Genomic DNA, 23,571 nt, shown 5'->3' with positions numbered 1-23,571 from the left:
GGACGCGGGAACGCGCGGTGCCCAGCACCCCCCGTGGGGGCGCTGGGCACCGTTCTGCTTGCTCAGCTCAGCTCAGTGCCGCGCTCAGTGCGAGTGGCCGTGGCCGTGGCCCGCGGCGGCCGGCTCTTCCTCTTCCTTCTTCTCGACGACCAGGGTCTCGGTCGTCAGGAGGAGGGAGGCGATGGAGGCCGCGTTCTCCAGGGCGGAGCGGGTGACCTTCACCGGGTCGATGACGCCGGCCTTGACCAGGTCGCCGTACTCGCCGGTGGCGGCGTTGAAGCCCTGGCCCTTGTCCAGCTCGGCGACCTTGGAGGTGATGACGTAACCCTCCAGGCCGGCGTTCTCGGCGATCCAGCGCAGCGGCTCGACGGCGGCCTTGCGGACGACCGCGACACCGGTGGCCTCGTCGCCGGTCTTGCCGAGGTTGCCCTCGAGGACCTTGACGGCGTGGACCAGCGCGGAGCCACCACCGGAGACGATGCCCTCCTCGACCGCGGCGCGGGTCGCGGAGATGGCGTCCTCCAGACGGTGCTTGCGCTCCTTCAGCTCCACCTCGGTGGCGGCGCCGACCTTGATCACGCACACGCCGCCGGCCAGCTTGGCGAGGCGCTCCTGGAGCTTCTCGCGGTCCCAGTCGGAGTCCGTGTTCTCGATCTCGGCCTTGATCTGGGCGATGCGGCCCTCGACCTCGTCGCGCTTGCCGGCACCGTCGACGATCGTGGTGTCGTCCTTGGTGACGGTGATGCGACGGGCGGTGCCGAGCACCTCCAGGCCGACCTGGTCGAGCTTGAGGCCGACCTCCTCGGAGATGACGGTGGCGCCGGTGAGGACGGCCATGTCCTGGAGCATCGCCTTGCGGCGGTCGCCGAAGCCCGGGGCCTTGACGGCCACCGCGTTGAAGGTGCCGCGGATCTTGTTGACGACCAGGGTCGACAGGGCCTCGCCCTCGACGTCCTCGGCGATGATCAGCAGCGGCTTGGAGGCGCCCGCCTGGATGACCTTCTCCAGCAGCGGCAGCAGGTCCGCGATGGAGGAGATCTTGCCCTGGTTGATGAGGATGTAGGGGTCCTCGAGGACGGCCTCCATGCGCTCCTGGTCCGTCACGAAGTACGGCGACAGGTAACCCTTGTCGAAGGCCATGCCCTCGGTGAAGTCCAGCTCCAGACCGAAGGTGTTGGACTCCTCGACGGTGATGACACCGTCCTTGCCGACCTTGTCCATCGCCTCGGCGATCAGCTCGCCGACCTGGCTGTCCTGGGCGGACAGACCGGCGACGGCGGCGATGTCGGACTTCTCGTCGATCGGGCGCGCGGTGGCGAGGAGTTCCTCGGACACGGCGGCGACGGCCGCGTCGATGCCCTTCTTCAGCAGCGCCGGGGAGGCACCGGCGGCGACGTTCTTCAGACCCTCGCGGACCAGGGCCTGGGCCAGCACGGTGGCGGTGGTCGTACCGTCACCCGCGATGTCGTTGGTCTTGGTCGCCACCTCCTTCACCAGCTGGGCGCCGAGGTTCTCGTACGGGTCCTCGATCTCCACCTCACGGGCGATGGTGACGCCGTCGTTGGTGATGGTCGGGGCGCCGAACTTCTTGTCGATGACGACGTTGCGGCCCTTGGGGCCGATCGTCACCTTCACCGTGTCGGCGAGCTTGTTGACGCCGCGCTCGAGGGCGCGACGGGCGTCCTCGTCGAACTTCAGGATCTTCGCCATGGGAGCGTGAGCCCTCTCGGAAATCTTGGGGTTATACGGCACTGCGCCCCGGACGCCCGGCTTCTTAACGGTCGCGGGGGCCAGGGGCGCAGTGGAAAAGCTGGGTACTTCGGGTGAACTACTTCTCGATGATCGCGAGCACGTCGCGGGCCGAGAGGACGAGGTACTCCTCGCCGTTGTACTTCACCTCGGTGCCGCCGTACTTGCTGTAGAGCACGACGTCGCCGACGCTGACGTCGAGCGGAAGACGGTTGCCGTCCTCGAAGCGGCCCGGGCCCACGGCCAGGACGACGCCCTCCTGGGGCTTCTCCTTGGCGGTGTCCGGAATGACCAGGCCCGAAGCCGTGGTCTGCTCGGCGTCGAGCGGCTGGACCACGATGCGGTCCTCGAGCGGCTTGATGGCAACCTTGGAGCTGGCGGTCGTCACGATCCGACCTCCCCCTTCGGAGATCTCACGGGGTTAACTGTCTGAGGTGGCGACCAGGTCGATCCGTCGTCGCGGGTGCCGGACCTGCCCGTCGCTGTGTTGGCACTCTCCAGGGGGGAGTGCCAGACCCGAGACTATGACCGCGATTAGCACTCGGTCAAGCGGAGTGCCAATGCCCGCGGCGCGTCGGCGGAGTTTCGGGGTGAACGCCGGGCCGTGTCGCACCCCGCGCGGGTGGGGGACGGGTGGGAACCTCGCCCGGCGTCGAGGGGGTCAGAGGCAGTCCTCAGAGGTAGTCCTCCAGGCGGCCCACCCTCAGCCCCTGCTCCTCGATCGTCTCCAGCAGGCGTGCCGTGCGGGCGCTCAGGCCCTGACCCGTGGGGTGGTCCGGGTCGACGGCGACGATGTCGCCGGGGTGCAGGCGGTGGTCGCCCCGGGTGTAGGTGAGGTCGCCGTCGGCGTTCACGGCCGCCCGCCACAGGACGACCGCCGCGATGCCGCAGTCGGCGGCGGCGCGCAGGGTCACGGTGTCGTGAGTGCCGTAGGGCGGGCGGAAGAGGTGGGGGCGGACGCCGAAGCGGGACCTGAGCTTGGTCTGCTGGCCGCAGATCTCGGCCCGCTGGCCCGCGTAGGGCAGGCCGCGCAGGGAGCGGTGGTCCAGGGTGTGGTTCTGGAGGCTCGCCCCGACCGAGCGCAGCCGGGCGAAGTGGCCGTACGCCGGTCCGGCGACGGTGTCGGTGAGGAACAGGGTGACGGGCAGCCGCCGTGCGCGGATCAGCCCGGTGAGGGACGGGTCGCGCTCGGCGCTGTCGTCGAAGGTGAGGAAGACGACCCGGTCGGTGGTGCGGACGTGGTCGACGACGGGCGGCAGGCTCTGGCCCCGGTCGCTGCCCTGGGCCGGCTCCCCGGCCGCCGGGGGCCGCGCGGGGTCGGTGAACTGGGCGCAGCCGGTGAGCAGGACGGCGGCCAGGGCGGCACTGGCCGGCCGGAACCGCCCGCGCCTCACAGGTAGTCCTCCAGCCGGGCCACGGCGTATCCCTCGGCGGTGACCTTGTCGAGGAAGGCGCGGACCATGTCGCGCATGGTGCCGCCCCAGTCGTCCGCGCCCCGGAAGTGGGTGAGGACGATGTCCCCGGGGTGGATCTTCCGGTCCCACTCGCGGTAGTCCCAGTGGTCGGCGAAGACCTCCTCGTTCCAGATCGGGACGTACCGGATGCCGCAGGCCTTGGCCGCGCGCAGGGTGTCGCGGTTGTAGTTGCCGTAGGGCGGGCGGAAGAGGGCGGGGCGCTTGCCGTAGCGCTCCTCGATCACGTCCTGCATGCCGCAGATCTCGCGCTTCTGCTCGCGGTAGGACAGGGCGGGCAGGTAGGGGTGGTTCAGGGTGTGGTTGTTGAGGGTGACGCCGCGGTCCCGCATCTTCTCGAAGTAGCCGTAGTCCTCCTTGACCAGGTAGTCGCTGAGGAAGGCGGTGTACGGGACCTTCAGTTCGCTCATCATCCGCAGGAACGCCGGGTCCTTCTCGGCGCCGTCGTCGATGGTGAGGAAGACGATCTTCTTCTCGGTGGGGATCGAGGTGAAGACCGGCGGGAGGTTCTCCTGGCCCCTCACCTCGAAGCCCTCGCGGGCCTTGATCTCCGGCTTCTTCGCCGGGGGCGGCGGCGCGGTCAGCGGGACCTTCTCCAGCTTCCAGCGCTCGGCGGCGGCGACCCGGGCGGCCTGGGCCGCGCGGAGCTTGCCGGCGTAGGCGTCGAGCGCGCGGGCCGGGGGTGCTTGCAGGGGCTCCCCGCCGGACGCGCCCCGCGTCCCGGAGGCGTCCTGCGCACAGCCGGAGGCGAGGGCGGCGACGGCGAGCACGGCGACACCGCCGCGCGTCCGGAGCCTCGGGGAGGACGGCCGGAATGCCCTGGACACCCGGCTTTTGTCATTTTGTACGACTGCTCGCATGGTGCCGGATCCTCGCAGCCCCGCCCGGCCGGACCGTGCCCGACACCGCGCCGGAGGCGCACCATCCACCGACTGGCCCACAATGTCCCGGTGAACGACCTCGACGCCCTCCTCGCCCTGCTCACCCCCGCCGGCCGCGCCCTCCTCGACGAGGTGCGCGACACCGATCCCGCGCGGGAACTGGCCGTCGCGACCCGGTTGCGGCGCACGCATCCCGCCGAGCTGGTGTCGGCGGCGCTCGGGCAGGCGCGGCTGCGGCAGCGGGCGGTGGCGAAGTTCGGGGCCGAGGACGCCGGGCGGATGTTCTTCACGCCCGCCGGGGTCGAGCAGTCGACGCGGGCGAGCGTGGCCGCGTACCGGGCCCGGCGGTTCAAGGCCCTGGGCGTGACCTCCGTGGCCGACCTGTGCTGCGGGATCGGCGGCGACGCGATCGCGCTGGCCCGGGCCGGGATCCGGGTGCTCGCCGTGGACCGCGACCCGGCGACCGCCGCGGCGGCCCGCGCCAACGCCGGGGCGCTGGGGCTGGCCGAGCTGATCGAGGTGCGCGAGGCGGATGTGACGGAGGTGGACACGGGTGCGTACGACGCCGTGTTCGTCGATCCGGCGCGGCGGGGCGGGCGGGGCCGGATCTTCGACCCCGAGGCGTACTCGCCGCCGCTGTCCTGGGCCGTCGGGGCGGCGCGTACGGGGTCCCGTGCCGCCGCGCTGAAGGTGGCGCCCGGCATCCCGCACGAGGCGGTGCCGGACGACGCCGAGGCCGAGTGGATCTCGGACGGCGGGGACGTGAAGGAGGCGGTGCTGTGGTTCGGCGGCGCGCGGGAGGCGGTGGCACGGGAGGCGGTCGCGCGGGAGGCGGTCACGCCGGGCGCGGTGCGCGCCACGCTGCTGCCGGGGCCCCGCACCCTGCCCGGCACCGGCCTGCCCGACCCGGAGGTCCGCACGCCCGGCCGCTACCTGTACGAACCGGACGGCGCCGTCATCCGCGCCCATCTGGTCGCCGAGGTGGCCGAACAGGTCGGCGGCGGGCTGCTGGACGCCACCATCGCGTACGTCACCGCGGACGAGCTGCTGCCGACGCCGTACGCCACGGCGTACGAGATCACCGACCGGATGCCCTTCAACGTCAAGAAGCTGAAGGCGCTGCTGCGGGAGCGCGGGGTCGGCACGCTGACGGTGAAGAAGCGGGGCTCGGCGGTGGAGCCGGAGGAGCTGCGGCGGAAGGTCAAGCCCCAGGGGCCGAACGCGGCGACGGTGTTCATGACCCGGGTCGCGGGGGCACCGACGATGCTGATCGGGCACCCGGCCGGCAGGCCCTGACCGCACCCGACGGCCCTAGGGCCTGTCTGACAATTCGCGTCGTCGCCCGGAGGGCGGCCTCGCGGCGTCAGGTGCGTGCTCTCGGCGTGCCGGGCGTAGAGCCTCGTACTGGATGTACTCGGCTCTGCGCCCGGTGCGGCGAGTGGGGGTGCCCCCTCTGGGGGAGCGTGCATGGCGTCGCGAGGCAGGCGGGAATTGTCAGACAGGCCCTAGCGGCACTCCTCCGCCCGGCGGGTCAGCAAGGCGCGTTCGCGCTCGTTGGCCGTGAGCGACGCCGCGCGTTCGAACTCCTCGCGGGCCTCGGTCGTACGGCCCAGGCGGCGCAGGAGGTCGCCGCGGACGCTGGGGAGCAGGTGGTAGCCGCGCAGGGCGGGTTCGGCGGCGAGGGCGTCGACGAGGGCGAGCGCGGGGGCCGGGCCCTCGGCCATGGACACGGCGACCGCGCGGTTCAGTTCGACGACCGGGGACGGGGCGCGGGCCGCGAGCAGGCCGTAGAGCGTGACGATGCGCGGCCAGTCGGTCTCCTCGTACGTGTACGCCATCGCGTGGCAGGCGGCGATCGCGGCCTGGAGGACGTAGGGGCCGGGAGCGCCCGAGCCGGCGCAGGCGTGGGCGTGGTCGAGGGCGGTGACGCCGCGGGCGATGAGCAGGCGGTTCCAGCGGCGGCGGTTCTGGTCCCTGAGGAGGACCGGCGCGCCGTCGGCACCGGTGCGGGCGGCGGTGCGGGACGCCTGGAACTCCAGCAGGGCGGTCAGGCCGTGGACCTCGGGCTCCTTGGGCATCAGGGCACTGAGCACACGGGCCAGGCGCAGGGCGTCCTCGCACAGGGCGGGGCGGAGCCAGTCGTCGCCGGCGGTGGCCGCGTACCCCTCGTTGAAGATCAGGTAGATGACCTCCAGGACCGAGCCGAGGCGGGCCGCGCGGTCGGGGCCGTAGGGCACCTCGAAGGCGATGTTCTTCCGCGCCAGGGTGCGCTTGGCGCGGACGATGCGCTGGGCGACCGTCGGCTCCGGGACGAGGAAGGCGCGGGCGATCTCGGGCGTGGTCAGGCCGCCGAGCAGGCGCAGGGTGAGGGCGATGCGGGCCTCGGCGGACAGCACGGGGTGGCAGGCGGTGAAGACGAGGCGCAGCAGGTCGTCGTCGATGTCGTCCGGGCCGGCGGGCTCCTCGGGGGGCGGTGCCGCGGCGGGCAGGTCGCGGCCGATCTCCGCGAGCTTGCGGGCGTAGGTCTCGCGCCGCCGGATCAGGTCGACGGCGCGGCGCCGGGCGGTGGCCATGAGCCAGGCGCCCGGGTTGTCCGGCACACCGTCCCGGGGCCACTGCTCCAGGGCGGCGACCAAGGCGTCCTGCGTGAGTTCCTCGGCGATGCCGACGTCCCGGACGAGGCGGGCGACGCCGGCGATGACGCGGGGCGACTCCAGCCGGAAGACGGTCTCGAGGGCCTCGGTGGGCTGCGGTTCCACAGCCCACCATGCAACACCCCCGGGCCCGCCCGGCACAACGGAACTCAGCCTTCCGGCAGGTCCCGCTCCTCAGCCCTCCATCAGCTCCCGCACCTCGCAGGTCACCGTCCAGTACTCCTCGTGCGCCTTCAGGAAGCGCTTGGTCCACTCGATCGCCTCGGCCTTGTCCTTGGCCTGGAGCAGCGAGTAGCCGCCGATGACCTCCTTGGATTCGGTGAAGGGGCCGTCCGTCACGGAGAGCTGTCCGCCCTCGTAGTGGACGCGGGTGCCCTGGGCGGTGGGGGTCAGCCCGGCGGTGTCGAGCAGGACACCGGCCTTCGTCATCTCCTCCATCAGCTTCTCCATCCGCTGCACCAGCTCGGGGCTGGGGCCGCCGGCGAAGTCGTCGTTCTCCTCGATCCGGATCAGCGACAGGTAGCGGGGCATGGTGGCTCCTCGGGGCGGGTCGGCGGCCGGGTCCTTCCCGGCCTCTCACCCCTGCGTCGAACGGGCGGGGCCCGGATCGACAGGCGCCCCGGAATTCCTGTCGGGACTTTCTCCCGGCCGCTCCCGGGCCCTCCTCAGCGCAGCGACTCCCACAGGTCGGCGGCCTCCGGCTCGCGGGCCACCACCCGGTTGGCGTCCCAGGGCGCCGGCCGGACGGGCATCGTCACCGTGCGCACGTCGTCCGCCGACAGGCCGCCGAGGCTGCGGCCGAGGCTCATCAGCTCGCCCAACGAGTCCAGGCCGGTGTCGGTGGTGAGGCTGCCGGTGACCGCGTCGGCGACCTGGTAGAGGCGCGGGGGGTCGGTGAGCAGGTCGGTGGCGGAGATCTGCTCCAGCAGCGCCTTGACCAGCTTCTGCTGGAGCTCGATGCGGGCGAGGTCGCTGCCGCCCTCCAGGCCGTACCGGGTGCGGGCCAGGCCCAGGGCCTCGGTGCCGTCGAGGTGGTGGGTGCCGGCGTCCAGGCGCAGGTGGCTCTTGTCGTCGTCGATGTCCACGTCGGTGGTGACCGTGACACCGCCGAGCGCGTCGACCAGCTTGGCGAAGCCGGAGAAGTCGATCTCGATGTAGTGGTCCATGCGGACGCCGGTCATCGACTCGACGGTCTTGACCGCGCAGACCGGCCCGCCCAGGGCGTAGGCGGTGTTGAACATCGCGGCGCTCGCCTCCCGGCTCTCACCGCCGGAGGGCAGCGGGCAGGACGGGCGGGTGACGAGGGTGTCGCGCGGGATGCTGACCACGGTGGCGGTGCTCCGGCCCGCGTCGAGGTGGACCACCATCGCCGTGTCCGAGCGGGCGCCCTCGCTGTCGCCGCCGCCGAGTTCCCGGTTCTCCTCACCGCCGCGCGAGTCGGAGCCGAGCACCAGGACGTTCAGGGCACCGGTGGGGACCGGCGCCCCGGAGGGCGAGGCGGAGGGGGCGGCGACCGGCCGGGCGGGGCGGTCGTCGCCGAGCGCCCCGTCGATGTCGACGCTTCTGATGTTGCCGTTCAGGTGCCAGTAGGCCCAGCCCGCCGCCGCGGCGCCGAGCAACAGGGCGCCCACCAGGGCGAGACCGGCCGCCCTGAGCCCCCTGGAGCGCCCGCTCCGCCCCTCCCGCGCAGCCATGCGTCCGCCCCCGCCCGTGCCGGTCCCGTTCGCGTCCCCACGCGAATGCCCCATCGGAAGGAACGTAAGTCCGAATTGTTGCGGGCGGACCCTCCGGGGCCGACATTCTGTGGAAATTCTCAGACTTCGGCGGGTGTCGAATGTTTCGGAGGGGATCAGGACCGGGATTCGAGGACGGGCTCCGCCAGGACCCGGGCGGCTCACACCGCCGCGGGCGCCCCCGTGCTGCTGCGCACCTCCAGGCTGGTGGCCAGCTCCACCCGGGTCGCCGACGCCGAACCGTCGTCCCGCCCGAGGTCCAGGACCAGCCGGGCCGCCGCCTCGGCCATCTCCGTGAGCGGCTGCCGTACGGTCGTCAGCGGCGGCCCGACCCAGCGGGCCACCGGCAGGTCGTCGAACCCGACCACGCTCAGGTCCTGCGGGATGCGCAGCCCCAGTTCGCGCGCGGCCTCGTACAGCCCGAGCGCCTGGAGGTCGTTGCCGGCGAAGACGGCGGTCGGCCGGTCCGGGCGGCGCAGCAGCTCCAGGCCCTGCCGGTAGCCGGCCTCGTGGTGGAAGTCCCCGGTGACGATGAGGCCGGGATCGACCGGCAGCCCGGCGGTCTCCAGGGCGGCGCGGTAGCCGTCGACGCGGGCGCGGCTGCACATCATGCGGGTGGGCCCGCTGATCGCGCCGATGCGGGTGTGCCCGAGGTCGACCAGGTGCCGGGTGGCGGCGAGTCCGCCCTGCCAGTTGGTGGCGCCGATGGACGGCACGTCGGCGCCGGGGTCGCCGGCCGGGTCCATCACCACGAACGGGATGGAGCGGCTGGTGAGCAGCGCCCGCTGGGACTCGTCGAGGCCGGACAGCACGAGGACCACGCCGTGCGGACGGCGGGCGGCGACCTGGTCGGCCCAGGTCCGGCCGGGGGTCAGGCGGCCCGCGCTCTCGGAGAGCACGACGCTGAGCCCGGCGTCCCGCGCCACGTTCTCCACGCCCCGGATGACCTCCATCGCCCAGGCGCTCTCCAGTTCGTGGAAGACGAGGTCGATCAGGGGCGAGCGGGTCGACTCGGCGCGCCTGCGCCGGTAGCCGTGGCCGCGCAGCAGTTCCTCCACCCGGGCACGGGTCGCGGGGGCGACGTCGGCGCGGCCGTTGAGGACCTTCGAAACAGTCGGCGCCGACACGCCGGCCTCGCGCGCGATCTCGGCGAGGGTCGCGGTCTGCGCGGGGCGCCTCTGCGTCCGGGTTCCAGCGGGCTGCGGAGATGTCATGGCGGCGATCGTATCCCTGCGGGCGCTCTTGACGAAGCCCTCCGAGCACCGAGGCCCTTCGAATTTTCGGTGCATGGAGCGAAACATTCGAGCAAAACGATCGAGTCCTCTGGAGTCAGTCCCCCCGCGTCGCCAGGTCGGCCAGCTCGAGGATCGCCCGCATCGTGGTCGGCCGCAGACCGTGCAGCTCCCAGTCGGGGGCCTGCAGGGCCGCGTCGAAGGGCACGTGCACCACCTGCCCGGGCTCTACGCGCAGCCGCCGCGCGAACGTGTCCGGCCGTCTCCGGCCCGAGGGCCCGTCGAGGTCCGTGGCGACGACCAGGGCCCGCCGCGCCAGTTCCTCGCGGCCGCTTCCCCGGACCAGGTCGAGCATGCGAGCGGCCGCGTCCAGGAACCAGTCCGCGGTGCCGCAGCACAGGATCAGCCGGTCGGTGTGGTCCAGGACGACATCGGCCGACCGGTCGAGCCGCAGCGGAGACCAGTCGGTGAGGACGAAGGAGTAGTGGCGCGCCGTCTGCGACAGCACGTGCACGTACTCCTGCTGGTGGGCCGGGTTGGGGCTGAAGTGGCCGCTGCGGTGGGCGACGACCTCCAGGCCGGACGGCAGCAGGGTCGTGCGGGCGCGGATCTCCTCGTAGGGCGCTGTGGGCGACAGGAGGCCGAGGTCCCGTACGACGGCCGGGTTGCGGTCGGTGAGGAAGGCGTCCAGGGACCCTTCGGAGGCGGAGCCGTCGAGGGCCAGGACCGGTTCGCCGCGTACGGCGGCCAGGACGGAGCCGAGCAGCATCGTGGTCGTGGCGCGTCCGCTGTAGTGGTAGGCGCCGACCAGGGTGAGGCGCATGCTGTGCGGCAGGGGTGCCTTCAGCCGTTCCAGCCGCTGGTGGGCTTCCTTGCGGGCGGCGCCGAAGCGCGGCAGCCGCAGCGCCGGGCGTGGCACCCCGGTGTCCGTGGCGGGCGGGGTGAGCGGCACGCGCGCGGCCCGGCCGCCCCGCGCCCCGCGCGTCCCGGCCTCGCCGAGTTGGAGGCGGGTGCGGGCCACGTACCGGGCCAGGACCTCGGCGACCTCGCCGGCGGTGGGCCGCACGGAGGGCTCCGGGTCCACGCAGCGCGTCACGAGCCGCCGCAACTGGTCCCAGGTGTCGCCCTGCCACAGGTGCATGCCCTCGGGCAGCCCCGGCAGGTCCCAGCCGGCCTTGCTGCTGATGACCTGGAGCAGCTCCCCCAGGGCCCGCACGTTGTCCTCGCGGGTGGGTGCCGCGCCCGCCCCCAGGTACCTGCCGTCGACGGCGCAGTCCGACAGGTCGCCCAGGACCACGCTGCGGCGCAGCACGTACACGCTCTCGGCGTCCAGGGTGGCGGGCACGAGGCCGTTGACGTGGCAGAGGGCGACCGCGTTGGCGAGGTAGCAGGAGACGACCAGCCCTTGCAGGATGTCGAAGGGCGCGGTGCCGTCGGTGAGGGCCCGGGTGAAGATCTCCGCGAGCCTCAGGGGCTGGGCGTCGGGCGCGCGGGCGTCCGCGACCGGGGTCATGGCGAGCCAGGGCGGCGAGTCCTGGAGCCCCGCCGCGAGCAGCAGGGGCGCGTACTGGCCCTGGAGGCGTTTCAGCGCCTCGGCCTCGACCTCGACGAGTCCGGCGTTGACGGCGGGCAGGTCCGGACGCGGCACCCGCAGCACGGCCTCCCGGCCCCCGGCGTCGACGCCCCGGTAGACGACCGTTCGGCGCCCGCGCCGGCGGCCGCGCAGCTCGTACCCCCCGATGCGGCGCGGGTCGTCCTCGGTGAGCGGCTCCCAGTCGTCGGCGCCGGGGGCGGGTCCCAGCGGACCTGGGGCGGGGGCGGGGCCGTCGCCGGGGCGGGCGCCGCCGAGCGACACCCCGAACCGGGCGAGCAGCCGGCGCTCGACGCGGGTGAACGGCTGCTGGGAGCCGGGCAGGGTGTCGGAGCCGTCCGGATGCAGCAGCCAGGCCGGGAAGTCCGGCGAGTTCCCGGCGAGTTCCTCCAGGCGGCGTCCGATGCGGCGGCCGGTACGCAGCAGCTCGGCCTGGGGGACCGCGTCCAGCAGGACGGCCTTGGAGGCGTCGGAGAAGTCGAAGACCCGGTGCTTGGCGGGCAGCGGGCCCGCCACGGGCGCCGGGTGCGGCCGGACCAGGCCGCCGAGGAACACTTCGGCCAGGTGGGAGGTGGTGGCCTGCCAGGGCACCGCGGTCTGCACCAGCCGCATCACGGGCACCGACAGCGGGGCGACCGCCGCGAGGTGGGCGGCCAGGCGGTACGCCTCCGGGGTGGCCGCGTCCCGGAAGTGCTGGGCGCTGCTCAGGTCCCGCGCGGGGGCGACGGTCGCGTGCCGGTCGGGGCGGGCCAGCAGCGGGAGTTCGACGGTGGTGCCCGGGGAGGCGAGCAGGCGTGCCCAGACGCCGAGGGAGTCGGCGGTGGGTTCGAGGACGGGGACCGGGATGTCGCCGAACCGGCTCAGCTCGGGCGGCAGCACCGGGTCGGCGATCTTCCACGAGGCGTTGGCCCCGCCGACCCGCCGGGTGGTGGCCTGCCAGCGCTCGGCGGAGATGCCGGAGGCCTCCCACATGTCCGGGGGCAGGGTGTGCAGGACGGCGACGGGACCGCGGGCCGCCCGCTCCGCCAGCAGCGCGTGCATCGTGCCGGAGCGCCAGGCCGGGCCCATGCCGTCGCTGACGACGAGCAGCAGGGAGCGTCCGGAGGGGTCGTTGACGGTGCTCAGCGGCAGTTCGGCGCTGCCGGGGCGGAACGGCCGGGCGTGCAGGCGCGGTCGGCCCGTGGCTCGGGTGTCGAGGCCGAGGACCCGGGTGAGGGCGAAGGCCCCCAGGCGTTCCAGCAGGGCGCGCAGTTCGGTGCCGAGGCGGTGCCAGAGCAACATCGACAGGCCGTCGTCGACGAGCAGGGTGAGATTGAGCCAGCGTTCGCGTACCGGCCGTTCCACCACGTCGGGCACGTGGGTCTCGGCGAGTTCGGCGGCCGTGCGGTCCTCGTCGATCTCGGTGCGGTGGCGGCTGTCGAGGCGGCGGCGCAACGGTCTGAGCGACCGCCCGAGTTCCAGCTCGTTGCCGAGCGCCTTCTCCTGCGGGACCCGTACCGGCAGGGCCCGCCGGGGTTCCGGAGCGGTGGACGCGAACCGGGGCGGCGGTTCCGGGACGTCGCGGACCGCCGCGTGCAGGGTGGTGGGGCTGGTGAGGTCGGGCAGTTCCGGGTCGCCGGGTTCGGGCGGGGCCTGCCGCGGTACGGGCCGGTCCTCCGTCTCCGGGCCGTCGGACGGCGGGGACTGCCGGGGCCGGGCGGACGCCTGCCGGTGGAGGGGTGCCTCGGCGCCGGCGGGCAGCCGCCGGGCCAGCCAGAGCACGTCGAGGACCTGGTCGGCGTCCAGGTCCACGTGGCAGGCGCCGAGCAGCCGCAGCACCTCGGCGAGCCGCTCTCCCCCGGCCGGCATGGTCACATCGCCCCGGTGAGCTGGTGCAGGACGGCGTCCAGCAGCCCCTCCGCGTCCAGGTCGACGCCGCCGATGCGCAGGAACACCGCGTTGAGCAGCTGGTCGGTGGCGAGTTCGCCGAGGGCGCGGCGGTGCAGGAACGCCGCGATCAGATCGTCCGCCTCGCCCATCGCCTCCTCACCGAGGTGCGCGGCGACGATGGTGCGCAGCCGCTCCTCGTCGGGCAGCGGCAGGTCGAGCCGGAGGCAGCGGCGCAGGAACGCGGGCGGGAAGTCGCGCTCGCCGTTGCTGGTGATGACGACCACCGGGAACTCGGCGCACTGCACCAGCCCCTGGTGCACGCGGACGGTGCCCCGGTGGTCGTGGGTCTGCACGTCGATGTCGGCCAGGTCCTCCGGCAGCCGGGTCAGTTCCGGGATGTCGAAGAAGCCCTCCTCGAAGACGGTCAGCAGGTCGTTCGGCAGATCGACGTCGCCCTTGTCCATCTCGTCGATGAGCAGGCAGCGCGGGCTGGCGGAGGGCACCAGCGCGGTGCCGAGCGGGCCGAGCCGGACGAAGGTGCCGATGGACGGTTCGCGTTCGCCGCGGTCCCGGCTGAGGGTGGTCTCGCGCAGGCGGCCGATCGCGTCGTACTGGTAGAGGGCGTCCTTCACCGTGGAGCGGCTGTTGACGGGCCAGCGCAGCAGCTCGCCCAGGCCCAGTTCGTGGGCGACGGCCCGGGCGAGCGAGGACTTGCCGGTGCCGGCCGGCCCGGTGACCAGCAGCGGGCGGCGCAGGTGCAGCGCCGCGTTGACGACGTCGGCGTGCTGGGGAGCGATCACGTAGGGCAGTTCCGGCCGCATCGACCGGGCCGGCACGAAGCGCCGCCAGGGCGGTGCCGAGGGCAGGGCGACGGGCCGGGGGACGCCGTCGCCGCGGAACAGGCGCCACTCGGCGTCGGCTGCGGATGTCATGCGCTCTCCTGGGGCTCGGTCAGGTGCAGACGGGGCACGGTGCGGTCGGCGTCGGCCCAGGCGAGTACCGGGCGGCCGGGGAAGCGGGGCGGGCTGGCGTTGGCGTGGGCTCGGTAGTCACGCACCTCGTCGGGCAGTTCCCGGGTGGCGACCTGGGCCATGTACCGGACGGCGTGCGCGGCGCCGTCCCGGCCGCGGTCCCACACCACCACCGGGATTCCCAGGGCGAGGCAGGTCTGCACGATGCCGTCGCGCGGACCGGGCGGCACGTCCACACAGACGCGTACGGTGTCGAGTTGGTTGACGAGCCGGGAGTAGAGGGTGTTCGGGTCCATCGCCTCGGAGACCATGAGGGTCTCGCCGGAGTCGAGGCGATTCCAGCGGCTGCGCCACTGGGGCAGGAAACGCCCGTGGCGGCGGAGCAGTTCGGGGCAGTGCACCACGAGCGGGAACTCCACGCCGAGCACTCCGGGCACCAGCTCGTCCGGGTCCTGTGCCGTCCACTCGTCGACGGGCAGGTTGAGGCCGGAGCGGTCGACCAGCACCTCGACAAGGGGCGCCCGTTCGTCCTCGGCGGGCGGGGTGAGGGAGTCGAGCACCCGCAGCACCTCGCGCGCCGCCTGAGCCGCGGAGTACGAGCGCACGCTGTCCGTGGAGACCTGGCGCGGCCCGGCGCCCTCGTCGCACCAGATCCGCAGCCGGTGACTGCCCGGCCCGGCCCGGGTCACCTGGACCAGTACGCGGACGCGGGCCGTGCGGGCGCGCAGGGAGCGCACCCACTCCTGGGCGTCGGCGCGGCGTTCGCCGAGCGCGGCCCGGGTGATGCCGAGCCGGGCGGCCACGCCGTCCGCCCACAGCCGCAGCTCGGCGCGTCTGGCACCGGGGCACAGGGCACCGACGTACTCCATCACCCGCAGCAGCGCCGGGACCCTGCGCTCCCCGCTGCCGGCGCGGCCGTCGCCGGGCAGCGCCTCCAGGTGGTCGAGGAGCGCCTGAGCGGTGTCGCCGCCGGGCAGTGCCGCCAGGTGCGGCAGGGCGGCGCGGACCGCCTCGGGGAACCGGGCGAGCACGTCCGGTTCCATCGAGCGCAGGTGCCCGCGCAGGGCGGTGTGCTCCTGCGGTGACAGCAGCCGGGGGGTGCGGGACAGGCCGCCCGCGGCCAGGACCCGGTCGGCGTCCCGGGGGGCGTCGCGGCGCAGGTTCCAGGACAGCGCGGCGAGGGCCCGCGGGTGGGTGAGGAGGAACGCGGCGAACTCCTCGGGCGTGGGCGGGGTGACGTCGCTGCCGGGCTTGACGCCGCAGGCGCGGGCGAGCCGCTGGGCGCCCGTCACCCGCCCGCTCGCCGAGGGGAAGATGTCCTCGACCGCCTCCACCAGCAGCAGGAACGCGGGGTCGTCCGGGTCGGGCAGCGGGGCCGCCGCGCCGTCCAGCACGCCGAGCGGGCCCAGTTCGGCCTCGACGCGCTGCCAGGGCACGCCCCAGCTGCGCCGCGCCAGGTGCTGAGGGCTGTACGGGAGCGGGGCGCCGGTGGCCGCGCTCCGGGGCGGCATGAAGTGGGCGACGACCAGCCCGACCACGGCCTGCTCCCTCCGGCACCACAGCGGGCCGCCGCTGTAGCCGGGGCCCACGGCCATGCCGGTGGCGGCGCCGTCCAGGTAGGCCCGGGGGCCGTCCGGGCCGTGCACGGTGAGGCGGGCGAAGCTGGCCGCCCTGCCGGTGCCGTGCCAGGCCTCCACCTCCTGGCCCGCCGTCATGGCGGCCGGCCGGGGGCCGGCGGGCAGTCCGCCGGGCGGGCCGTCGACCCGCAGCACGGCGAGGTCGCCGAGCCACTCGTCGTCACCCGGCTTCACCGGCCCGCCTTCGTGGGAGCGCGGGGCGATCCAGTGGGCCACGCGGGCGTAGTACCCGCCGGGCGCGGTCGTGTCGCCCTGGACCTTGACGACGATCTCGCCCGGGCCGGGCGTCCGGGGCTCCAGCAGGGGCCTGCCCAGGGCCGCGTTGACCACGTGGGCGCAGGTCAGCACGGTGTCGGCGCCGAGCACGAAGCCCGCCCCTACGGTCTTGCCGTCATCAGCCCTTACGGACACCACGTACCGGGAGGGGTCGTCGGCACCGTCCCCCGCGGTCCCGAACCAGCCCACGCGTCACTCCCCGGCGGTCGTCGCGCCGGGTTCGCGGGCCGGTCGCCAGCTCGCGGTGACGGTGAGGTGGGCCTGGCCCGTGCCGCCCACGACGCCGAGCTTGAGGTCCTGGCCGACCTGGACACCGAAGGTGACGCTCAGTTCGGTGGGCGGGTCGGGTACGGCGGTGGCCGCGTCGTGGACCTCCTGGATCAGCGGCCCCAGCGGGCTGAGCGCGCCGCGCAGGGCCCCGGCCGCGAAGCGGGCGACGGTGCCCGTGCCCCGGGCCACGGGCACCGCGCGGCCCATGCCCTCCGGCAGGTCGTCGTCGGCCGGGACCGGGACGGTGCCGTCGGCGGGTCCCAGCAGGAACCGGACCGGAGTGCCGTCGTCGAGTTCGAGGTCAGGTGTAGTGGACACGCCCATATTGTCCTCGCCGAGCGTCACTTCGTCCGCGATCTCGGTCAACTCGGTTACCTGATCGATGCATTACGCATCGGATCACTCCTCGAACTCAGTCCCCGAACTCAGTCACCGACCGACTCGAACCGCCACCGGTGCACCGCCCGGGTGACCAGACCGGCGTCCGGTTCGGGAAGTTCCGGCAGGTCGGCGTCGTAGGCGGCGTCCCACCAGGTGATGACGAGGACCCGGTCCTGCGGCGCCCGCAGGACCTCCCGGCGCAGCGGTTCGGCGTCGAGCCGCTGGGCCCGCGCCCAGGCGAGCAGGTCCCCGCCCCGGCCGGGCACGGCCCGCGCCTCCCACATCAGCGCGACGGTCACGAGTACAGGTTCTCCTTGCTGACCTCGTGCACGTGGTCGTGCGAGTGCCCGTGACCGTGCCCGTGGCCCGGCACGTGCGGGTCGGTCACCGGCAGCGAGGAGTCGGCGGACAGGTCCCAGTCGGAGGCGGCCCGGTTCCGGGCGACCATCTCGGCGCCGAGCGCGGCCACCATCGCGCCGTTGTCCGTGCACAGCTTGGGGCGGGGCACGCGCAGCCGGATGCCGGCCGCCTCGCAGCGCTCCAGGGCCAGGGCCCGCAGCCGGGAGTTGGCGGCCACGCCGCCGCCGATCATCAGGTGGTCGACACCCTGGTCCTTGCAGGCCCGCACCGCCTTGCGGGTGAGCACGTCCACCACCGCCTCCTGGAAGGAGGCCGACACGTCCCGCACCGGCACCTCCTCCCCCGCCGCCCGCTTCGCCTCGATCCAGCGGGCCACGGCCGTCTTCAGCCCGGAGAAGGAGAAGTCGTACGCCGGGTCGCGCGGGCCGGTCAGGCCGCGCGGGAAGGCGATCGCGTTCGGGTCGCCCTCGCGCGCGTACCGATCGATGACCGGGCCGCCGGGGAAGCCCAGGTTCAGCACGCGGGCGATCTTGTCGAAGGCCTCGCCGGCCGCGTCGTCGATGGTGGCGCCCATCGGGCGGACGTCGGAGGTGATGTCCGAGGACAGCAGGAGGGAGGAGTGGCCGCCGGAGACCAGCAGGGCCATCGTCGGCTCGGGGAGCGGGCCGTGCTCCAGCTGGTCGACGCAGATGTGCGAGGCGAGGTGGTTGACGCCGTAGAGGGGCTTGCCGAGGGCGTAGGCGTACGCCTTCGCCGCCGAGACGCCGACCAGCAGGGCGCCGGCGAGGCCGGGACCGGCGGTGACCGCGATGCCGTCGAGGTCGCGGGCGCTGACGCCGGCCTCCTTCAGGGCGCGGTCGATGGTGGGGACCATCGCCTCCAGGTGGGCGCGGCTCGCCACCTCGGGGACGACGCCGCCGAAGCGGGCGTGCTCGTCGACGCTGGACGCGACGGCGTCGGCCAGCAGGGTGGTGCCCCGGACGACACCGACGCCGGTCTCGTCGCAGGAGGTCTCGATCCCCAGGACCAGAGGTTCGTCAGGCATGGTTGTCGGTTCCTCGCTCGGTTCCCGGTACGGGGGTGGAAGGGTCGGTCAGGCGCATCACCAGGGCGTCCACGTTCCCCGGCTGGTAGTAGCCGCGCCTGAAGCCGATGGGCTCGAAGCCGAAGCGCTCGTACAGGCGCTGGGCGCGGGTGTTGTCCACCCGGCACTCCAGCAGCACCTCGGTGCACTCGAAGGCGGTCGCCGCCCGCAGCAGTTCGGTCAGCAGCCGGGCGCCGAGGCCGGTGCCCCAGTGGTCGCGGGCGACGGCGATGGTCTGCACGTCGGCCTGCTCGCCGGAGGTGACCAGGCCCGCGTAGCCGACGACCCGGCCGTCCTCCTCGGCGACGACGTAGCGACGGGTGGCCCCGGGGCCGCGCGCGTGGGCCAGCTCGGACCAGAACATGCCGCGCGACCAGGCGTCCTCCGGGAACAGCTCCCGCTCCATGCGGAGCACGGGGTCGATGTCCCACCAGCGCATCTCGCGCAGTACGGCGGTGGGGGACCCGGTGGTGGCTGACTCGGTCACTTGGGGGTGACCACCTTGTAGTTCTTGGGCACCTGGGCGTCGGGCCGGCGCAGGTACAGCGGCCGGGGCGCGGGCAGTTCCTCGCCCGCCGCGAGCCTCTCGGCGGCCAGGGACGCCAGGGCGGCGGCGGACACGTGCTCGGGTTCGTGGGCCTTCGGGAAGGTGTCCGGGTACAGCAGCGCGCCCGCGCCCACCGCCGGAAGTCCGGCCACCTGCCCGGCGATGTCGGCGGGGCGGTCGACGGCCGGGTCGGTGAGGCGGGTGCGGGAGTCGGCGTAGCGGGCCCAGTAGACCTCCTTGCGGCGGGCGTCGGTCGCCACCACGAAGGGGCCCTCCAGGTCGGTCGCGTAGGCGAGGCCGTCCAGCGTGCACACGCCGTGCACGGGCACGCCGAGGGCGAGTCCGAAGGCGTCCGCGGTCATCAGGCCGACGCGCAGCCCCGTGTACGGGCCGGGACCGGTCCCGGCGACGATGCCGGTGACGGCGTCGAGCCGCAGGCCGGCCTCGGTGAGCACCCGGTCGACGGCGGGCAGCAGCAGCTCACCGTGCCGGCGTGCGTCCACCTGGCTCGACGAGGCGATGACGTCCGTACCGTCGTGCAGCGCGACGGTCACGGCGGGCGTGGCGGTATCCAGAGCGAGCAAGAGCACGCAAACAGCCTACGGCGCCCGGACGCCCGTGTCGGACGCCCGGTCGGCGGACCCGCCCCGGCACCCGGCGTCGCCCACCGCGATCACGCGGTCACGTACTGCTACGGTCGCCGGGAACGCAGCAGGACGTACGACGACGAGGTGGTCGCCAGTGGCAAGCAGCAGCGCCGGTATCGTCGCCGGCCTCACCGCGGCGGCCCTCACCACGATCGGCTACCTCGCCTACCAGGCGGCGGCCACCGCCCCGGCCGACTTCGGACGCGCCCACGCGAGCGGCCCGCCCGCCCCCGGCGCCTCCAAGGCCCCCCGCGATCGGCGGCACCCGGAGGCCCTGCCCACCGGGTCCGGGCAGGGGGAACGGGTGGTGTACTCGGTGGACGACGACCGGGTGTGGCTGGTCGGCCCCGACGAGCGGGTCCAGCGCACGTTCCGGGTCACGCCCAGCGCGGTCGACCCGGCGCCGGGCACCTACGCGGTCACGTCCCGTTCGAACCGGGTCACCGGGTCCGACGGCGTCCCGGTCGAGCACGTCGTGCGCTTCGCCAGCGTGCGGGGCGTGGTCATCGGGTTCAGCGCGGCGACGGACGGCTCCACGGCGAAGCCCGACCCGGGCGAGCGCACCGGCGGCATCCGCCAGACGCGCGCGGACGGCAACGCGATGTGGCACTTCGCGACGATCGGTCAGCGGGTCGTCGTCGTGCCGTGAGGCGGGGACGCGCGGACCGCGGCCCCCGCAGGCCCGCACGCGCCGGGCACGTACGCGTCGGCCCGTACGCCTCGGGCCCGCACGCGTCAGGCGGCCTCGCGGTGGTCGCGGGCGGGGCGGTGGCGCTCCGGCTCGGGCGCGGACGGCGGCGTCGAGATCGCCGTCGCGGCGGCGCAGGAGGCCAGCAGGTCGCGCATGGAAACCCTGGTGAGCGCGGGCGGTTCCGGCCTCGGCCGGACCTGCGACCGCGCGTGTGCCGGCGACTGCGACCGCGACGGCCACTGGTCCTGCGACTGGGACTGCGGCTCGGCCTTCGGCATGGACGCCTCCTGAAGGTCGGGGGCGGGCGTAGTTAGGCATGCCTAACTACGAGCTGGGTACCATGTGACCACGCGCAAGACCCCGAACGCAATATCTTGCCGACGTCTTGTCGGAACGCCCCCGGACGCGGCCCGGCTCAGACGGCGAGCACGCTCAGGTCGGCCGCCTCCCAGCGCTCCCCGAGGCCCGTCAGCGTCACGTGCCGCACCTCGTCGGTGGTGTCGCCGACGGCCCGGTGGATGCGGAGCTGCAACCGGTCCTCGGTCAGCTCCTCGACCTTGCCCTCGCCCCACTCCACGACGATCACCGAGTCGGACAGGGAGACGTCGAGGTCGAGGTCCTCCATCTCGTCCAGGCCGCCGGACAGCCGGTAGGCGTCGACGTGGACGAGGGGCGGGCCGTCGCCGAGCGGGGGGTGGACGCGGGCGATCACGAAGGTCGGGGAGGTGACGGCGCCGCGCACGCCGAGGCCCTCGCCGAGCCCCCGGGTCAGCGTCGTCTTGCCCGCGCCCAGCTCCCCGCTGAGCATCACGAGGTCGCCGGCGCGCAGCACCTTGGCGAGCCTGCGGCCCAGGTCCCGCATCTGCTCGGGAGAGGTGACGGTGATCTCGACGTCGGGGGCGGGCTCCGGGGTCCCGGAGGGCTCAGCCGGGCCCTGCGGTGCTGCTGGTGCTTCCATAGCCCTCCACGGTAGCCGCTGCCGGCACGGCGCCCGCGCGGGCCAGGAGGTCGGCGAGGCGGTCGGTGACCAGCTCGGGGTGCTCCAGCATCACCAGGTGCCCCGCGTCCGGGACGAGCACCAGCTCCGCGTCCGGCAGCAGGTCGGCGATCGCCTCGCTGTGCTCGCTCGGCGTCACCAGGTCCCGCACGCCGGCCAGCACCAGCACCGGCAGGCCCGCGAAGTGGGCGAGGGCCGCCGTCTTGTCGTGGTCGTTGAAGGCCGGGTAGTACTCGGCGACCACGTCGATCGGCGTCGACTCGATCATCCGCTCGGCGAACCGGGCCACGGCCGGGTCGACGTCCCGGGACGCGAACGAGTACCGCTTGATGATCCCGGCGAACAGGTCCGCCGTCGCCCGCCGCCCCTTCTCCACCAGGTCGGCCCGCTGCCCCAGCGCCTTCAGCACGCCCGGCAGCACCCGCCGGACCGCGTTGACGCCGGCCACGGGCAGGCCGAAGTTGACCTCGCCGAGCCGCCCCGAGGACGTGCCGACGAGGGCGACGCCGACGACCCGCTCGGCGACCAGGCCGGGGAACGCGTCGGCCAGGGCCATCACCGTCATCCCGCCCATGGAGTGCCCGACCAGCACGATCGGCCCGTCGGGCACGGCCGCGTCGATGACGGCCTTCAGGTCGCGGCCCAGCTCGTCGATGGTGACCGGCCGGTCGTCCCGCACCTGGGACACGCCCCGTCCGGAGCGGCCGTGGCTGCGCTGGTCCCAGTGCACGGTGCGGACCACGCCCCTGAGGGCGGCCCGCTGGAAGTGCCAGGAGTCCTGGTTGAGGCAGTAGCCGTGGCAGAAGACGACGGTCACGGGGGCGGGCGCCTTACGGCCGAACAGCCGCCGGCGCCGCCGCGTGAGCGCGGACTCCGTCTGCGGGTCGACGTCGTCGACCTCGTAGTACAGCTCGGTGCCGTCGTCGGCGCGGGCCGTGCCGGGGGTGCCGCGCAGTGCGCCGTAGGGGCCGGTCGAGTCGAGGGCGAGCCGTGCCCTCTGGCGCATCCCGCGGCCGACGGTGAGCCGCTCTATCGCCACACCGGCGGCGGCGCCCGCCGCGACCACGCCTATCGCCACCCCGGCGATGCCGGTCGCCCGGCGCCAGCCGCCGGCGGCGACCTCGGTGGCGGCCTCCGTGGCGGAGGCGACGGCCGCCGCGGCGACGTCCGCGACGACCTCCGCGCTGCTCTCGCTCACGTACCGCTCCTCTTCGCCGGGTCCCCTGTGCGGTGCCCCTCTGGTTTCTGATTCACCCGAACGCGCGGGTCATGCACGACAGGCGGGTACGTCGTGCGCGTCACACCGCGGCAGGGCGCCTCACTCGTTCACGTAGACGCGCGGGACGCGGGTTCCGATGCGCGTGACGATCTCGTACCCGATGGTGCCCGCCGCCCGCGCCCAGTCCTCGGCGGTGGGCTCACCGCCGTCGCCGGGGCCGAACAGCACCACCTCGGCGCCCGGTTCCGGCAGGTCCCCGCCGAGGTCGACGACGAACTGGTCCATCGCGATCCGCCCCGCGACCGTGCGCCACTTGCCGGCGACCAGGACCGGGCCGGCGGAGGAGGCGTGGCGCGGGACGCCGTCCGCGTAGCCGAGGGGGACGAGGCCGAGGGTGGTCTCGCCGGCGGTGGTGTAGTGGTGGCCGTAGCTGACGCCGTGACCGCCGGGGACCCGCTTGACCAGGGCCAACGAGGCGGACAGCGTCATCACGGGGCGCAGTCCGAAGTCGGCGGGGGCGCCGATCTCGGGGCTGGGCGAGACGCCGTACATCGCGATGCCGGGGCGTACGAGGTCGAAGTGGCTGTCGGGCAGGGTGAGCGTGGCCGGCGAGTTGGCGATGTGCCGCACCTCGGGACGCAGGCCCTGTGCCTCGGCGTACGCCGTCATCTCCCGGAAGCGGGTGAGCTGCGCGGCGATGGAGGGGTGGCCGGGCTCGTCGGCGCAGGCGAAGTGGGACCAGAGGCCGGTGACGCGGAGCAGCCCCTCGTGCTCGGCCCGCAGCGCCGCCCGCACCAGCTCCTCCCAGTCCTCGCCCGGCTGGCAGCCGCCCCGGCCGAGGCCGGTGTCGGCCTTGAGCTGCACGCGGGCGGGCAGGCCCGCCGCCCGGGCCGCCCCGGTGACCTCGTCCAGGGCCCACATGCCGCTGACGGACACGTCGAGGCGGGCCTCGACGGCCTCCCGCCAGGGGCCGCCCGGCGTCCACAGCCAGCACATGATCCGCACGTCGTCCGGCAGCCCCGCCTCCGCGCGCAGCGCGAGGGCCTCCTGCGGCGTGGCCGTGCCCAGCCAGGTCGCGCCGGCCTCGACGGCCGCGCGGGCGCACGGAACGGCGCCGTGGCCGTAGGCGTCGGCCTTGACGACGGCCATGAGGGCGGCCCCGGGGGCCCGTTCGCGCAGGGCGCGGACGTTGGCCCGCAGGGCGGCCAGGTCGATCTCGGCACGGGCCCGCAGGGTCGCGTCCGGCCGAGCAGCTGTCTCACTCATCGTCCCCACAGTCTCTCAGAGCCCCGGTGCCCCGCTGCCGCGAC

Annotated in this window: 22 protein-coding genes; 3 read left to right on the top strand and 19 right to left on the bottom strand. The window is 74.3% G+C overall.

The window, feature by feature from the left end; all coding sequences use genetic code 11:
* Positions 1–84 precede the first annotated feature (84 nt).
* From groL to ACFIF2_RS09390, 4 genes are all read right to left on the bottom strand, one after another.
* Positions 85–1,710, bottom strand: a complete 1,626-nt coding sequence (groL, locus tag ACFIF2_RS09405) for a chaperonin GroEL (RefSeq protein ID WP_395572065.1) — start codon at positions 1,708–1,710, stop codon at positions 85–87.
* Between the two features lie 118 nt (positions 1,711–1,828).
* Positions 1,829–2,137 (bottom strand): co-chaperone GroES, encoded by a 309-nt coding sequence (gene groES / locus ACFIF2_RS09400; RefSeq protein ID WP_014178834.1) that lies wholly within the window; start codon positions 2,135–2,137, stop codon positions 1,829–1,831.
* A gap of 286 nt (positions 2,138–2,423) precedes the next feature.
* Positions 2,424–3,143: a polysaccharide deacetylase family protein gene (locus ACFIF2_RS09395; protein WP_395572064.1), complete on the bottom strand. Its 720-nt coding sequence runs from the start codon at positions 3,141–3,143 to the stop codon at positions 2,424–2,426.
* Complete coding sequence (locus ACFIF2_RS09390) at positions 3,140–4,081, bottom strand: polysaccharide deacetylase family protein (protein ID WP_395572063.1); 942 nt, start codon at positions 4,079–4,081, stop codon at positions 3,140–3,142. Before ACFIF2_RS09390 ends, ACFIF2_RS09395 begins: the two co-directional genes overlap by 4 nt.
* 90 nt (positions 4,082–4,171) lie before the next feature.
* Here ACFIF2_RS09390 and ACFIF2_RS09385 point away from each other — a divergent pair, with 90 nt between their 5' ends.
* Entirely contained in the window at positions 4,172–5,398 is a 1,227-nt protein-coding gene (locus tag ACFIF2_RS09385; RefSeq protein WP_395572062.1) for a methyltransferase domain-containing protein, read from the top strand.
* A 209-nt stretch (positions 5,399–5,607) separates the two neighbouring features.
* Here ACFIF2_RS09385 and ACFIF2_RS09380 read toward each other — a convergent pair whose 3' ends face one another.
* The 12 genes from ACFIF2_RS09380 to tsaB form a co-directional block, all read right to left on the bottom strand.
* On the bottom strand, positions 5,608–6,861 hold the full coding sequence (locus tag ACFIF2_RS09380) for an RNA polymerase sigma factor (protein ID WP_395572061.1): 1,254 nt from the start codon (positions 6,859–6,861) through the stop codon (positions 5,608–5,610).
* 69 nt (positions 6,862–6,930) lie between these two features.
* Positions 6,931–7,287: a YciI family protein gene (locus ACFIF2_RS09375; protein WP_395572060.1), complete on the bottom strand. Its 357-nt coding sequence runs from the start codon at positions 7,285–7,287 to the stop codon at positions 6,931–6,933.
* Between the two features lie 134 nt (positions 7,288–7,421).
* On the bottom strand, positions 7,422–8,450 hold the full coding sequence (locus ACFIF2_RS09370) for an LCP family protein (RefSeq protein WP_395572059.1): 1,029 nt from the start codon (positions 8,448–8,450) through the stop codon (positions 7,422–7,424).
* 200 nt (positions 8,451–8,650) lie between these two features.
* On the bottom strand, positions 8,651–9,703 hold the full coding sequence (locus ACFIF2_RS09365) for a LacI family DNA-binding transcriptional regulator (RefSeq protein WP_395572058.1): 1,053 nt from the start codon (positions 9,701–9,703) through the stop codon (positions 8,651–8,653).
* A 115-nt stretch (positions 9,704–9,818) separates the two neighbouring features.
* A complete protein-coding gene (locus ACFIF2_RS09360) occupies positions 9,819–13,160 on the bottom strand; it encodes an SAV_2336 N-terminal domain-related protein (protein WP_395572057.1) in 3,342 nt (1,113 codons plus the stop codon).
* A 2-nt stretch (positions 13,161–13,162) separates the two neighbouring features.
* Complete coding sequence (locus ACFIF2_RS09355; protein ID WP_395572056.1) at positions 13,163–14,113, bottom strand: AAA family ATPase; 951 nt, start codon at positions 14,111–14,113, stop codon at positions 13,163–13,165.
* A complete protein-coding gene (locus tag ACFIF2_RS09350) occupies positions 14,110–16,254 on the bottom strand; it encodes a trypsin-like peptidase domain-containing protein (RefSeq protein ID WP_395572055.1) in 2,145 nt (714 codons plus the stop codon). Before ACFIF2_RS09350 ends, ACFIF2_RS09355 begins: the two co-directional genes overlap by 4 nt.
* A 3-nt stretch (positions 16,255–16,257) precedes the next feature.
* Positions 16,258–16,653: a CU044_2847 family protein gene (locus tag ACFIF2_RS09345; protein WP_395572054.1), complete on the bottom strand. Its 396-nt coding sequence runs from the start codon at positions 16,651–16,653 to the stop codon at positions 16,258–16,260.
* Positions 16,654–16,760: 107 nt separating this feature from the next.
* A complete protein-coding gene (locus ACFIF2_RS09340) occupies positions 16,761–17,015 on the bottom strand; it encodes a hypothetical protein (RefSeq protein WP_395572053.1) in 255 nt (84 codons plus the stop codon).
* Complete coding sequence (gene tsaD, locus ACFIF2_RS09335) at positions 17,012–18,121, bottom strand: tRNA (adenosine(37)-N6)-threonylcarbamoyltransferase complex transferase subunit TsaD (RefSeq protein ID WP_395572052.1); 1,110 nt, start codon at positions 18,119–18,121, stop codon at positions 17,012–17,014. Before tsaD ends, ACFIF2_RS09340 begins: the two co-directional genes overlap by 4 nt.
* Positions 18,114–18,599, bottom strand: coding sequence for a ribosomal protein S18-alanine N-acetyltransferase (rimI, locus tag ACFIF2_RS09330; RefSeq protein ID WP_395572209.1), 486 nt, complete (start codon positions 18,597–18,599; stop codon positions 18,114–18,116). The genes tsaD and rimI overlap by 8 nt, the downstream gene beginning before the upstream one ends.
* Before the next feature lie 44 nt (positions 18,600–18,643).
* Complete coding sequence (gene tsaB / locus ACFIF2_RS09325) at positions 18,644–19,297, bottom strand: tRNA (adenosine(37)-N6)-threonylcarbamoyltransferase complex dimerization subunit type 1 TsaB (protein ID WP_395572051.1); 654 nt, start codon at positions 19,295–19,297, stop codon at positions 18,644–18,646.
* Positions 19,298–19,448: 151 nt separating this feature from the next.
* On the opposite strand from tsaB, the gene ACFIF2_RS09320 reads away from it, so the two are divergent.
* Both ACFIF2_RS09320 and ACFIF2_RS09315 read left to right on the top strand, forming a co-directional pair.
* Positions 19,449–20,003, top strand: coding sequence for a hypothetical protein (locus tag ACFIF2_RS09320; protein WP_395572050.1), 555 nt, complete (start codon positions 19,449–19,451; stop codon positions 20,001–20,003).
* A gap of 195 nt (positions 20,004–20,198) precedes the next feature.
* Positions 20,199–20,336, top strand: coding sequence for a hypothetical protein (locus ACFIF2_RS09315; RefSeq protein WP_395572049.1), 138 nt, complete (start codon positions 20,199–20,201; stop codon positions 20,334–20,336).
* 124 nt (positions 20,337–20,460) lie between these two features.
* Here the strand turns inward: ACFIF2_RS09315 and tsaE are convergent, their stop codons facing one another.
* From tsaE to alr, 3 genes are all read right to left on the bottom strand, one after another.
* Positions 20,461–21,003 carry a tRNA (adenosine(37)-N6)-threonylcarbamoyltransferase complex ATPase subunit type 1 TsaE gene (gene tsaE, locus ACFIF2_RS09310; RefSeq protein ID WP_395572048.1) on the bottom strand — a complete coding sequence of 181 codons (543 nt, stop codon included), beginning with the start codon at positions 21,001–21,003 and terminating at the stop codon, positions 20,461–20,463.
* Entirely contained in the window at positions 20,969–22,240 is a 1,272-nt protein-coding gene (locus ACFIF2_RS09305) for an alpha/beta fold hydrolase (protein WP_395572047.1), read from the bottom strand. The genes tsaE and ACFIF2_RS09305 overlap by 35 nt, the downstream gene beginning before the upstream one ends.
* 120 nt (positions 22,241–22,360) lie before the next feature.
* On the bottom strand, positions 22,361–23,527 hold the full coding sequence (alr, locus tag ACFIF2_RS09300; protein WP_395572046.1) for an alanine racemase: 1,167 nt from the start codon (positions 23,525–23,527) through the stop codon (positions 22,361–22,363).
* Positions 23,528–23,571 lie beyond the last annotated feature (44 nt).

Source organism: Streptomyces sp. BK79 (assembly GCF_044142145.1).
In the GTDB taxonomy this organism is placed as follows: domain Bacteria; phylum Actinomycetota; class Actinomycetes; order Streptomycetales; family Streptomycetaceae; genus Streptomyces.
The sequence above is the reverse complement of the archived record's forward strand: the minus strand, read 5'-3'. Positions and strand labels throughout refer to the sequence as shown.